Raw genomic sequence first — 12103 nt, 5'->3', positions numbered from 1 at the left:
AGCCTGTCCTGAGCGACTGCCTTGGCAGTCAGTCGAAGGGCCGCGCCTTATGCGCTGGCTGGGCCACGCTGGCCGGGCTTGCTCGCGTACCTTCGTGCGCGCATCGGTGGATGCTCAGGCATCCACCGTGATGACGCCGCGCCGGATCTGGTCCAGTTCGATGCTCTCGAACAACGCCTGGAAATTGCCGTTGCCGAAGCCTTCATTGCCCTTGCGCTGGATGATCTCGAAGAAGATCGGGCCGACCATAGTCTCGGTGAAGATCTGGAGCAGGATGCCCTCGCCATTCTCGACCGAGCCGTCGATCAGGATGCGATTGCGCTTCAGCCGGTCCAGGTCCTCGCCATGGTTCGGCACCCGCTTGTCGACCAGTTCGTAATAGGTCTCGATCGTGTCCTGCAATCGCACGCCGTTGGCGCGCAGCTTTTCGACCGTCTCGTAGATATTGTCGGTGGTCAGGGCCAGATGCTGGATGCCTTCGCCATTATATTCGCGGATGAATTCCTCGATCTGGCTCTTCTCGTCCTGGCTTTCGTTCAGGGGAATGCGGATCGCCTTGTCGGGGGCGATCATCGCCTGGCTGAACAGGCCTGTCGCCTTGCCCTTGATGTCGAAATATTTCTGTTCCTCGAAACCGAACAGCTTCGAGTAGAAGCCCGACCATGTCCGCATCTTGCCGCGCCGGACATTATGGGTCAGGTGGTCGAGCAGATCGAGCCCGACATTCTTCTCCGCCTCCGCCTGCTGCCAGCCGGCGATCTCGTTCCAGTCGGCGAACAGGTCGTTGCCTGCCTTCACCAGATAGAGATAGCTGCCACCGATGCCCTCGATGGCCTTGGCATCGGGGGTCAGGCAGCCTTGGGCCGCGTCGACCGGGATCGCGCCGCCGCGCACCGCATGATCGAACGCCTCCGCCGGATCGGCGACATAAAAGCCCATGCCGCTGGCCGAGGGACCATGCTCGGCGCGGAAGTCCGCCGCCTGGCCCTTGTCCTCGACATTGAGGAGCAGGGTGATGCGGCCCTGCTTGTACCGGGTGATCGCCTTGGTCGGATGGCGATGGGTGGGCACGAAGCCCATCATCTCGAATTGACGCGCCAGTGCCTCGGGTTCGGGGGTCGTGAATTCGCAGAAAGCGAAGCCGTCCAGCCCCAGCGGATTGTTCGGGGTGGTTGCCATGACGTCCAACTCCTGATCCAGTATCGTTGGTTACTAAATCGCAGAATGGGGAATTGGTGTCAAATGTTACGATCTCGCGAATTGCGGCTCGATGGCTTTCTTCCCTATCGTCTGTCGATCACCTCGAACCTGGTCAGCGATCATATCGCCAGCGCCTATCAGCAGCTTTTCGGCCTGACCATTCCGGAGTGGCGGCTGATCGCCATCGTGGCGGAAGAGGGCGCGGTCGCCCAGTCGGCGGTGTGCGAGCGCAGCCGGATGGACAAGGTCACCGTCTCTCGCGCCGCGATCGCGATGGTCGGGCGCGGCCTGCTGGAGCGAACGGCGCATGACGGCGACCGCCGCTCGCACCTGCTGGTGCTGACCGAGGCGGGGCGGACGCTCTACGCCGATGTCGCGCCCAAGGCGCTGGAGCTGGAAGCGCAACTCTTCGCCGGGTTCACGCCCGAGGAACTGGAAAGCTTCGTCACCATGCTCCACCGGATCGATGCGGTGGCGCTGTCGCTGCGCGGCTGACGCCCCCCGGTCACCGCCCCAATATGGTGCGGTAGAGAGCCAGATAGCGGTCCGCCATCCGGTCGACCGAAAAGCGATCCGCCGCGACCGCGCGACAGGCCGCCCGGTCGATCTCGCCAATGCGGTCGAGCGCGGCGATCGCTTGGTCGACATTGTCGACCAGAAGGCCGTTCACGCCGTCCTCGATCAACTCGGGCATTGACCCGCGCCGGATCGCGATGACCGGGGTGCCGCAGGCCATGGCCTCCACCACCGACAGCCCGAACGGCTCGTCGAAATGGATGAGGTGGAGCAGCGCCCTGGCCTGGCCGAGCGTGGCGGTTCGCTCCGCGCCGCCGACGGGGCCGCGATAGACGATGCGCTCGCCATCGACATGGGGGGCGACCTCCCGCTCCCAATAGCCTTGATCTTGGACGATCCCCGCCATGACCAGCCGGTGTCCGGTCGCCTGGGCGACCGCGATCGCCTCCGCCGCGCCCTTGTCGGGATGGATGCGACCGAAGAAGAGGAGATCGTCGCTACCCACGGGATCGAAAGGAAATTCATCGATCGGAATGCCGTGATGGATGGTCTCGGCATAGCGCAGCCGGGGGTGCCGGTCCGCATCCGAGATCGCGACATAATGGACGCGATCCTGATAGGGCTCGTACATCGGCACGATCCGCTCGGACGAAAAGCCATGGATCGTCGTGACCATCGGTGTATCGACCAGCCCGGCAAAGGCGTGCGCCGGAAAATCCGCCTGGTTGTGGATCAGGTCGAACTCGCCCGCGCGCTCGAACACGGCGGCGAGATGGCGCATTTCCCACACCTTGGCATCGACGCTTGGGTCCTCCGAATAAGGGGCGGGGACGGGACCGGCCAGGGTCGCCTTCGTCAGGCTGTCCTGCGTCGCGAACAGCGTCACATCGACGCCGCGCTCGACCAGCGCCTCGGTCAGCAGGCTCGTCACCAACTCCCACGGACCATAAGCGCGCGGCGGCGTGCGCCACGCAATGGGGGCGATCATCGCGATTTTCATGGCAGGGCGTCGACTTTCAGGATCAAGCCCTCATCGGGGCGAAGCAGGGACGGCGTTCCGCCCGGCAACGGGCCGGGCAGGGTGGACAGCAAGGGGCGACCGCGCGGCAAATCGATCGGCGCGGGGGTATGACCCAGATTGAGCGCGACGACGAACCGCTCGCCATCCTGTTCGCGCTCATAGGCGAGCACGGGTCCTTCCGCCTCGATCAGCCGGATCGGGCCGGTGGCGAGCGCGGGCGTCACCCGGCGGATGGCGAGGAGCGCGCGGTGGAGCGCCAGCATCGATCCCGGCTCGGCCAGTTCGCTCGCGACGTTTCGCCGCTGCCAGTCCCGCCCCAGTGGCAGCCAGGGCTCACCAGTGGTGAAGCCGCCATGGTCGCTGTCGTCCCAGGGCATCGGCGTGCGCACCGGATCGCGGCCCAGCCCCAACCCCGGCTCGCGCAATTCGCGGGGATCGCGGACGCGATCGGCGGGGATGGCGCCATTCTCCATTCCCAACTCATCCCCATAATAGAGCGTCGGCGTTCCCCGCAGCGTCAGCAGTAGCATGGCCGCGACCCGCGACTGCGCCGCGCCGCGCTTGGTGGCGCTGCGGGGACGATCGTGATTGCCCAGCACCCAGTTCGGCCAGCCGCCGGGGGGCAGGGCGGCCTCATATTCGGCGATCATCCGGGCGAGATGGCGGGCGTCCCAGGGCGCGTCGATCAACTGGAAGTTGAAGGGCAGATGGACCCCTTCGCCCCGCTGCCCGTAATAGCGCATCAGCCGCTCGACCGGCAGGTAGATCTCGCCGATCAGCACGCGCTCATCCCCCTCGCGACCAAAGGCGTCGGCGATCGCGCGCATGTCGGCGGCGATGTCGTGCACTTCGGGCTGGTCGGTCGAGTGAAGCTGGAACACCCGGTTCATCTCGCCGGTCGCCGGGTCCCAATCGGGATTGATCGGATTGTCGGGGAAGCCTGCATGTTTGACGATGTGCCACAGCACGTCGATCCGGAACCCGTCCACACCGCGTGCGAACCAGAAACGCAGCACGTCGAGCATCGCTGCCCGCACCTCCGGGTTGCGCCAGTTGAGATCGGGCTGTTCCTTCAGAAAGGCATGATAATAATATTGGCCGGTCGCTTCGTCCCAGGTCCAGGCGGGGCCGCCGAAATCGCTGATCCAGTTGTTGGGCGGCCCGCCGTCCGGCGCCGCGTCGCGCCAGATATACCAGTCACGCTTGGGGTTATCCCGCGACGACCGGCTCTCGACGAACCAAGGATGCCGGTCGGAACTATGATTGGGCACGAAGTCGAGCAGGAGCTTGAGTCCCCGCGCATGGGCGGACGCGAGCAGCGAGTCGAAATCGGCCAGCGTTCCGAAACGGGGATCGATCCCGCAATAATCCGCCACGTCATATCCGAAATCGGCCATAGGTGACGGAAATATGGGAGAAAGCCATATCGCATCGACCCCGAGTTCGACGAGATAGTCCAGCCGCGTCTCGACGCCCCGCAGGTCGCCGATCCCGTCGCCATCGCTGTCCTGAAAGGACCAGGGATAAATCTGATAGAGAACGGCGGACTGCCACCAGGGCCTTGCGCTCATGCGAACAGGCTCTTGGGCAGGCGGGTCATGCGACAGGCCAGATCGGCCTCGCCGCTGGCGACCAGATAATGGTCGCCCATGTCGACGATACCCGTCGAGAAGACGACCGGGGTCGGCAGATACATTTGATGCGCGATGGAGGCGGTCAGCGTGGGGTCTGCCTCCAGGATCGGGCGGTCGTCCTCGATCCGCAGGATGCGGGTGGGGTCGTCGGCGTCGAACAGCGCCCAGAAACTGCGATAGATACCCACCGCATCGCGGCGTTCCACCCCATGATATAGGGTCAGCCAGCCCTGCTCGGTCAGGATCGGCGGCGTGCCGCCGCCGACCTTCATCGCCGAGGTCGAGCTTTTGCGGGCGCGAATACCGGGAGCCTCCATCGGTTTCCAGTGGAGCGCATCGGGCGAGGTCGCGAAGTTGATCGACGGGCCGCCGACAAAGGGGCTGTCCCCCGGATAGGCGAAATAGACCTCGCCCAGCGGCCGGGTCAGCGCCATGAAGCGCCCTTCGACCAGCCCCTCGAAGAACAGCATGTCCTTGTTCTGATGGTCGAGGATGATCCCCGCCAGCCGATAGTCCAGCCCATTGTCGGAAAGGTGGAGAGTGGTCGAATGCCGCTCCGCTGAAACCGAGCAAGTCGTCATGTACCAGCGATCGCCGACCCGGCTGATCCGTGCATCCTCGACGCCGTAATCCTGCCAGGACGCCTCGGGTTCGATCGCCTTGTCGTAATGGACCGCGACGATCCGCGCGCCATCGGGCGTCAACTCGACCGGCAACAGCCATGACAGCGAGGTGAGGGCGAGGATACGATGCGCCCCACCCCTGATGGCGAATTGCCGGGGATCGGCCATGTCGACCGCGTCGAGCGGATAGCGGTCGAGAACATAGCCCGCTCGGGTCCAGCGGATGGCGCGGACATGATCGCCCTCGACCGGCTCGCTCAACGCTTCCGCCACCCGGACCATCAGCAGCAGGTTGCCATTGGCCATCCGGGTCATCCCCGGGTTGAACGCCCCCAAGACATAGGTCGACTCGGATATGCCCCGCCGAAGCGGGGATCGCGACAGATCGACATCATCGGGGCGAAAGATCAGCAGGTCATCGGCCATGGGCCCGCCAACGTCCACGCGGCCGCTCGCGTTCCGCTCAGCCCGCGGTCGCGACCTTGAGAAACACCGACCAGCGATGCTCGAAGAACGCGGCGGGGTCCAACCCGCCGAACGGATCGGGTATGGCGAACTGCATCCGGCGGCTGGGCCCGTCGAGCATGTCGGTCAGCAGGTTGAACAGGCTGAGCGGCGTTTCATCCCTGCGCAATTCGCCCGCATCCTGTGCGTCTTGCATACAGGCGATCAGCGGCTCCGAAATGATCCGGTCCCAGGCCGCGAAACGTTCGCGCAACTCATCCGAAAAAACCGCCTCGGACGTCAGAAATGCCATGAAGCGGATCGACTCGGGCTCGACGCAGAAGAAAAAGAATCGCCGGGCGGCGGTGTGGAGCCGCTCCAGCGGATCGGGGTCCGATGCGACGTCGAGGACCGCGCGGCTCAGCCGGTCCAGATCGCGGCTCACCACGGCGTCCAGCAATGCCATCTTGCCCGCATAGCGGCGATAGATGGTGTGCTTGCTAACCCCAACGGACAACGCGATTTCCTCCATCGAGGTGCCCTCGATGCCCCGGCAGCAGAACGCCTCTCTGGCGCCGGTCAGAATGATATCGTCGATATGCTGAGCCTGCTCTCGCGTCGGGCGCCCAGCGGTCCGTTTTATGATGGCCATGATCCCCTTTCTGCGACCTCCGACCGTGTAGGTCAAATTTAATTGTACCTCATCGTTGCTTTTCTAAGGGTGCGAGGTACAGGGACCTGAATGACTCAAATGTCATGTGGTTCAGGGAGTTTCTCGGCGTGTCCAAATTTTCCGGCTTCGGGTCGTCGCTGGCGATGGCTTTTGCGTTGGCGGCATGCGGGCAAGGGGGGCAGCAACAGCAGGCCGCGCCCCCGCCGCCGGTGGTGACCGCCATCACCGTCCAGTCGGCCGCCGTGCCCAACATCATCGAACTGCCCGGACGGATCGAGGCCGTTCGCACCGCCGAGGTCCGCGCCCGCACCGACGGTATCGTCGAGGCGCGTCTCTATCGCGAAGGCACCGACGTGGCGGAGGGGCAGCCGCTGTTCCGCATCGACCAGCGCGACTATCGCGCCCAGGTGACGCAGGCCCAGGCGACGCTCGCCAGGGCGCAGGCGGCGCGCGCCAACGCCGCCTCGGTCGTCCGCCGTTACCAGCCGCTGGTCGCCGAGCGGGCGGTCAGCGCGCAGGAATTCGATGCGGCCCAATCCGACCTCCGCCAGGCCGATGCCAGCGTCGCCGATGCCCGCGCCGCCCTGTCCCGCGCGCAATTGCAGCTGAGCTATACGATCGTCCGCGCGCCCATTGCGGGGCGGGTGGGCCGCGCGCAGGTGACGGAGGGCGCGCTGGTCAGCGCCACACAGGCTACGCCCCTGACCCAGGTGGACCAGATGTCGCCCATCTATGCCGTCTTCACCCAGTCGAACGCGGCGCTGACCGACCTGATCCGGCAGGCGCGTTCGGGCGGACTGAACCTGCCCGACCTGTCGCACATCACGGTGCGCCTCACCCTGGAGGACGGAACCGAATATGGCCCGAGCGGGCAGATCGATTTTGCCGGGCAGACGGTCGACCCGACGACGGGCAGCCAGCAGTTGCGCGCACGCTTCCCCAACCAGAACCGCATGCTGCTGCCCGGTCAGTTCGTCCGCGCCCATGTCAATGCGGGCACGATCCGCAACGGCATTTCGGTGCCGCAACGCGCGGTGCAACTCAGCAACCAGGCGGCCTCCGTCATGGTGGTCGACGGATCCGGCACGGTCCAGGCGCGTGCCGTAACGCTGGGCGGGCAGGTCGGCAGCAATTGGGTTATCCTGTCCGGCCTGAAGCCGGGCGAGAAGGTGGTCACCGAGGGGTGGCACAAGGTGCAGCCGGGCCAGAAAGTTCGCGTCCAGGCGCCGGGGCAGCAAGCCGGACAACAGGCGCAGGGCGGCCAGCCGGCCGCCGCCCGCTGATCGCCGGAGTAAATCTTCATGAACCGCTTCTTCGTCTATCACCCGGTCTTCGCCTGGGTGATCGCGCTCTTCATCGCGCTGTTCGGCGTGATCGCGCTCCGGCTGCTGCCGATCGAGAGCTATCCCTCGGTCGCGCCGCCCGCGCTGAACCTGGCGATCAGCTATAACGGCGCCGATGCCGAAGTGATGGACCGGTCGGTGACCGCCGTCATCGAAAAGGAACTGAACGGCGTCGACAATTTCCTCTACATGGCGTCGACCAGCCGCTCGAACGGGACGGCGGAGATCACCGTCACCTTCAAGCCCGGCACCGATCTCGACGTCGCGCGCACCCAGGTCCAGGACCGGCTGAGCCGCGCCGAACCGCGCCTGCCGCAGGAGGTCCGCGCGCTGGGCATTCAGGTGACCGAGAGTTCGGCGGGCTTCCTGGAAGTCATCACGCTCAGTTCCAAATCGGGCCGGACCAGCCCGGTCGAGATGGGCAATTTCGCCGAGAACAACATCCGCAACGAACTTCGCCGGATCGACGGCGTGGGCGATGTGCAACTGTTCGGCTCCCCCTATGCGATGCGCATCTGGCTCGATCCGCAGAAGCTGGCGGGCTATGGCCTGTCCGCTTCGGAGGCGCTGGCGGCGGTGCAGGAGCAGAACAGCCAGACGGCGGGCGGTTCGATCGGTGCGCAGCCGCTGAACCGCACGGCGGAATTCACCGCCCAGATCATCACCCAGAACCGCTTCGCCACACCCGAGCAGTTCCGCCAGATCATCATCCGCGCGAATCCGGACGGATCGGCGATCCGGCTGGGCGATGTGGCGCGGGTCGAACTGGGCAAGGACAATTACGGCTTCCGCCTGACCCTGAACGGTAAGGAGACGGTCGGCCTGGCGGTTCAGCTGGCGAGCGGGGCGAACGCGCTGGCGACGGCGGACGCGGTGTCGGCCAAGATGAAGCAGCTTCAGGCGAGCTTCCCCGCCGATGTCACCTGGAGCGTCCCCTTCACCACGACGCCGTTCATCACCGCCTCGGTCGACAGCGTCATCCATACGCTGGTCGAGGCGATGATCCTCGTCTTCCTGGTGATGTTCCTGTTCCTCCAGAATTGGCGCGCGACGCTGATCCCCGCGATCGTCGTGCCGATCGCGCTGGGCGGGGCCTGTATCGGCCTGCTGGCGTTCGGCTTCTCGATCAACACCCTGTCGCTGTTCGGCATGGTGGTGGCGATCGGCATTCTGGTCGATGACGCGATCGTGGTGGTCGAGAATGTCGAGCGCATCATGTCGGAAGAGAGGCTTAGCCCCCGCCGCGCGACGGTGAAGGCGATGGGCCAGATCACCGGCGCGATCATCGGCATCACGCTGGTGCTGGTCGCGGTGTTCATCCCGATGGCCTTCTTCCCCGGTTCCACGGGGGGAATCTATCGCCAGTTCTCGGTGACGCTGGCCGTGTCGATCTTCTTCTCGGCGCTCCTCGCGCTGACGCTGACACCAGCCTTGTGCGCCACGCTGCTCAAGCAGGAGGATGCGCATCTGGACAATCGGCCCGAGCCCAGACCGGGCGTCCGTGGCTTGCCGCGCCGCTTCTTCAACTGGTTCAACGACAAATTCGGGCGGGGCACGGAAAAATATAGCGGCGGCGTCGCCCGGATGATGTCGCGCCCCAAGCGTTGGCTGGCTGTATTCGCGGTTGTCGTGGTCCTGACCGGCCTGATGTTCACCCGCGTGCCCGGCGGCTTCCTGCCGACCGAGGACCAGGGCTATATCTTCGTGTCCTATGACGCGGCACCGGGCGCGACGCTGGAGCGGACCGGCGAGGCGATCACCAAGGTCGAGACGTTCCTCCATGCCCAGCCGCAAGTGTCCGATATCGTGTCGGTCGCCGGCTTCAACTTCTTCGGTCAGGGCCAGTCGGCGGGTATCTCGTTCGTCAACCTGAAGCCCTGGGCGGATCGCAAGGGAACCGAGAACAACTCGACCACGCTGGTCGGAAAGACGATGGGCTTCGTCCAGTCGATTCCCGAAGCGACGATCTTCGCGCTCGACCCGCCGCCGATCCAGGCGCTGGGCAATGCGACCGGCTTTTCGATGAAGATCGAGGACCGCGCGGGTCTGGGCGAGGCCGCGCTGCAACAGGCGCAGGGCGCGATCCTGGCCAAGGCGTCGCAGAACCCCGCGCTGATGGGCGTTCGCCCGGAAGGCCTGGGCCCGGCGCCGCAGCTTTATGTCGATATCGATCGCATCCAGGCCCGCGCGCTGGGCCTTCAGATCGCCGACGTGAACCAGACGCTGTCGATCGCCTTCGGCTCGGCCTATGCCAACGATTTCGTCCGCGAAGGCAATGTGTTGCGCGTCTATCTTCAGGCCGATGCGCCGCAGCGCATGTCGCCCGAGGACGTATTGGCGCTGCGTGTCCGCAATGCGCAGGGCAATATGGTGCCCTTCTCGTCCTTCACGAAGGTCCGCTGGCAAAACGGGCCGCAGCAGTTGGAGCGGTATAACGGTTATCCGTCGCTGACCATCTCGGGCATGGCGGCTCAGGGTCAGTCGACCGGCACCGCGCTGAACGAGATGGAGAAGATCGCGCGCGAGGTGATGCCCGCGGGCATGAGCTTCGAATGGACCGGCACCGCCTATGAGGAGCGTCAGGCGGGCGGCCAGATCGGCCTGCTGCTGGGTCTGTCGCTGGTCGTGGTCTTCCTGTTGCTCGCCGCGCTCTATGAAAGCTGGGCGATCCCGCTGGCGGTGTTGCTGGTGGTGCCGTTCGGCGTGCTCGGCGCGGTGCTGATGACGATCCTGCGCGGTTTTTCGGCGGACGTGTACTTCAATGTCGGCCTCATCACGATCATCGGTCTGGCGGCGAAGAACGCCATCCTGATCGTCGAGTTCGCCATCGAGGACCAGCAGGCGGGCCGCTCGCCCTTCGAAGCGACGGTCGAGGCGGCGCGGCAGCGTCTGCGCCCCATCCTGATGACCAGCCTGGCCTTCATCCTGGGCATGGTGCCCCTGTTCATCGCCAGCGGGGCGGGCGCGGCCAGCCGCCGTGCGGTCGGGACCGGCGTGATGGGCGGCATGATCGCGGCGACCGCGTTCGGCATCTTCTTCACGCCGGTCTTCTACATCGCCGCGAAGAAATGGCTGGCCCGCGAACATGACCATGAGGCCGAGGATGCCGCAGAGGAAGCGCACGAGCGTGAGACACGAACCGGCGATGAGGAGGGCCCGGCCCATGCGTAAGGGCGTTTCCCACATCGCCGCCGCGCTGGCGCTGACCAGCGCCCTGACGGCTTGCAACCTGGCGCCGCAATATCGCCAGCCGGTCGCCCCCGTGTCCGCCTCCTATCCCGAGGCGATGACGGGCAGCCGGACGGCGGCCGAGATCGGCTGGCGCGAGTTCTTCGCCGACGAGCAGCTCAAGGCCTATATCGCCGCCGCGCTCGCCAATAATCGCGATCTGGCGCAGGCGGTGGCGCGTGTCGCCCAGGCAAGGGCGCAATATCGCATCCAGGATGCGCAGCGCCTGCCCGCACTGGATGCGTCGGCATCGGCATCGCGGACCCGCGTGCCGCTCAATTCGCTCGGCTTCGGCGACGCCTTGCCCGGTGGAGGGGACGCGCAGAACCCGACCTCGATCACCTATAACCAGTTCGCGGTCGGTGCCCGCGTTTCCAGCTTCGAGCTGGATTTCTGGGGCCGCGTCCGCAACCTGGCCGAGGCGCAGCGGCGGCAATATCTGGCGACCATCGAGGCGGAGCGGACGTTCCGCCTGTCACTGGTGGGGCAGGTCGCCGCGACCTATCTCCAGATCCGCGCGGCGGAGGAGCAGATCGCGCTCGCCGAGCGGACCGTCACCAGCCGCCGCGAGGGGCTCGCCATCGCCAAGCGTCGCATGGATGCGGGCGTCACCTCCAGCGTCGATTACGACCAGGCGGCGGCGCTGCTGACCCAGGCCGAGACGCAGTTGGCCGAGCTTCGCCGGACGGTGGCCCAGTCGCAGAATCTGCTGACCGTGCTGGTCGGTGGACCGATCGCCGGTCCGCTTCCGGCCGGACGGCGGCTGGGCGACCAGAAGCAGTTCGCCGATATCGAGCCGGGTCTGCCCTCGGCCTTGCTGGTCAACCGCCCGGACGTGCTCCAGGCCGAGCAGCAATTGCTGGCGGCCAACGCCAATATCGGTGCGGCGCGCGCGGCCTTCCTGCCCAGCATCTCGCTGACCGGGCTGGCGGGCTTCGTCTCGCCCGCGCTCAGCAGCCTGATCGACGGCAATTCGCGGCAATATCAGGTGCAGGGCGCGGCCTTGCTGCCGATTTTCGACTGGGGCCGCCGCAATGCGCAACTGAAGCTCAGCCGCGCCCAGGCCGACGAACTGACCGCCGCCTATCAGCGAACGGTGCAGGGCGCGTTCCGCGAAGTGGCGGACGCGCTGGTCGCCCGTCGCCGCTATGCCGAGCAGATCGAGGCGCAGACCCGCGCGGTCGATGCGCAGCGCCGCCTCGCCCGAACGGCACGGCTTCGCTACACCAACGGCATCGCCATCTATCTCGAAGTGCTGGATGCGGAACGCAACCTGTTCTCCGCCGAACAGCAGTTGCTGACGCTGCGCAGCGCCGCGCTCCAGAATGACGTGACCCTCTATGTCGCGCTGGGCGGTGGCCTGCGCGAGGGTGGGGCGTCGTCGACGGTTCCCGCGAACGGCTAATCCCCCCAGCCGTCGC

The 12103-nt window shown here is 66.0% G+C and carries 9 protein-coding genes; 4 read left to right on the top strand and 5 right to left on the bottom strand.

Annotated elements, in window-relative coordinates; all coding sequences use genetic code 11:
• Positions 1–114: 114 nt before the first annotated feature.
• Positions 115–1179: a 4-hydroxyphenylpyruvate dioxygenase gene (hppD, locus tag SM191_RS00120; protein WP_341504398.1), complete on the bottom strand. Its 1065-nt coding sequence runs from the start codon at positions 1177–1179 to the stop codon at positions 115–117.
• 63 nt (positions 1180–1242) lie between these two features.
• Here hppD and SM191_RS00115 point away from each other — a divergent pair, with 63 nt between their 5' ends.
• Entirely contained in the window at positions 1243–1695 is a 453-nt protein-coding gene (locus SM191_RS00115; protein WP_307000803.1) for a MarR family winged helix-turn-helix transcriptional regulator, read from the top strand.
• 10 nt (positions 1696–1705) lie between these two features.
• On the opposite strand, the gene SM191_RS00110 is transcribed toward SM191_RS00115, so the two are convergent.
• Genes SM191_RS00110 through SM191_RS00095 form a run of 4 tightly spaced genes read right to left on the bottom strand, consistent with a single transcriptional unit; the run spans position 1706 to position 6090 of the window.
• Positions 1706–2716 carry a glycosyltransferase family 4 protein gene (locus SM191_RS00110; RefSeq protein ID WP_341504397.1) on the bottom strand — a complete coding sequence of 337 codons (1011 nt, stop codon included), beginning with the start codon at positions 2714–2716 and terminating at the stop codon, positions 1706–1708.
• Positions 2713–4308, bottom strand: coding sequence for an alpha-amylase family glycosyl hydrolase (locus tag SM191_RS00105; protein ID WP_341504396.1), 1596 nt, complete (start codon positions 4306–4308; stop codon positions 2713–2715). Before SM191_RS00105 ends, SM191_RS00110 begins: the two co-directional genes overlap by 4 nt.
• Positions 4305–5420 (bottom strand): glycoside hydrolase family 130 protein, encoded by a 1116-nt coding sequence (locus tag SM191_RS00100; RefSeq protein ID WP_341504395.1) that lies wholly within the window; start codon positions 5418–5420, stop codon positions 4305–4307. The genes SM191_RS00105 and SM191_RS00100 overlap by 4 nt, the downstream gene beginning before the upstream one ends.
• Positions 5421–5457: 37 nt before the next feature.
• A complete protein-coding gene (locus SM191_RS00095) occupies positions 5458–6090 on the bottom strand; it encodes a TetR/AcrR family transcriptional regulator (protein ID WP_307000795.1) in 633 nt (210 codons plus the stop codon).
• A gap of 128 nt (positions 6091–6218) precedes the next feature.
• Here SM191_RS00095 and SM191_RS00090 point away from each other — a divergent pair, with 128 nt between their 5' ends.
• From SM191_RS00090 to SM191_RS00080, 3 genes are read left to right on the top strand one after another with little or no spacing between them, the layout of a single operon-like run.
• Entirely contained in the window at positions 6219–7394 is a 1176-nt protein-coding gene (locus SM191_RS00090; RefSeq protein ID WP_341504394.1) for an efflux RND transporter periplasmic adaptor subunit, read from the top strand.
• Between the two features lie 18 nt (positions 7395–7412).
• On the top strand, positions 7413–10625 hold the full coding sequence (locus SM191_RS00085; RefSeq protein ID WP_341504393.1) for a multidrug efflux RND transporter permease subunit: 3213 nt from the start codon (positions 7413–7415) through the stop codon (positions 10623–10625).
• The gene (locus SM191_RS00080; protein ID WP_341504392.1) at positions 10618–12087 is read left to right on the top strand and encodes an efflux transporter outer membrane subunit; all 1470 of its coding nucleotides are present in this window, start codon (positions 10618–10620) and stop codon (positions 12085–12087) included. The genes SM191_RS00085 and SM191_RS00080 overlap by 8 nt, the downstream gene beginning before the upstream one ends.
• The last annotated feature ends 16 nt before the right edge of the window (positions 12088–12103 follow it).

Origin of the sequence: Sphingomonas sp. 2378, assembly GCF_038084995.1 — a bacterium.
Taxonomy (GTDB): Bacteria; Pseudomonadota; Alphaproteobacteria; order Sphingomonadales; family Sphingomonadaceae; genus Sphingomonas.
This window is presented reverse-complemented; position numbering and strand designations above follow the sequence as displayed.

Excerpts from the sequence above, each read along its gene's own strand:
- hppD (WP_341504398.1), bottom strand. The coding sequence starts at position 1,179 with ATGGCAACCACCCCGAACAATCCGCTGGGGCTGGACGGCTTCGCTTTC.
- SM191_RS00115 (WP_307000803.1), top strand. The coding sequence starts at position 1,243 with ATGTTACGATCTCGCGAATTGCGGCTCGATGGCTTTCTTCCCTATCGT.
- SM191_RS00110 (WP_341504397.1), bottom strand. The coding sequence starts at position 2,716 with ATGAAAATCGCGATGATCGCCCCCATTGCGTGGCGCACGCCGCCGCGC.
- SM191_RS00105 (WP_341504396.1), bottom strand. The coding sequence starts at position 4,308 with ATGAGCGCAAGGCCCTGGTGGCAGTCCGCCGTTCTCTATCAGATTTAT.
- SM191_RS00100 (WP_341504395.1), bottom strand. The coding sequence starts at position 5,420 with ATGGCCGATGACCTGCTGATCTTTCGCCCCGATGATGTCGATCTGTCG.
- SM191_RS00095 (WP_307000795.1), bottom strand. The coding sequence starts at position 6,090 with ATGGCCATCATAAAACGGACCGCTGGGCGCCCGACGCGAGAGCAGGCT.
- SM191_RS00085 (WP_341504393.1), top strand. The coding sequence starts at position 7,413 with ATGAACCGCTTCTTCGTCTATCACCCGGTCTTCGCCTGGGTGATCGCG.
- SM191_RS00080 (WP_341504392.1), top strand. The coding sequence starts at position 10,618 with ATGCGTAAGGGCGTTTCCCACATCGCCGCCGCGCTGGCGCTGACCAGC.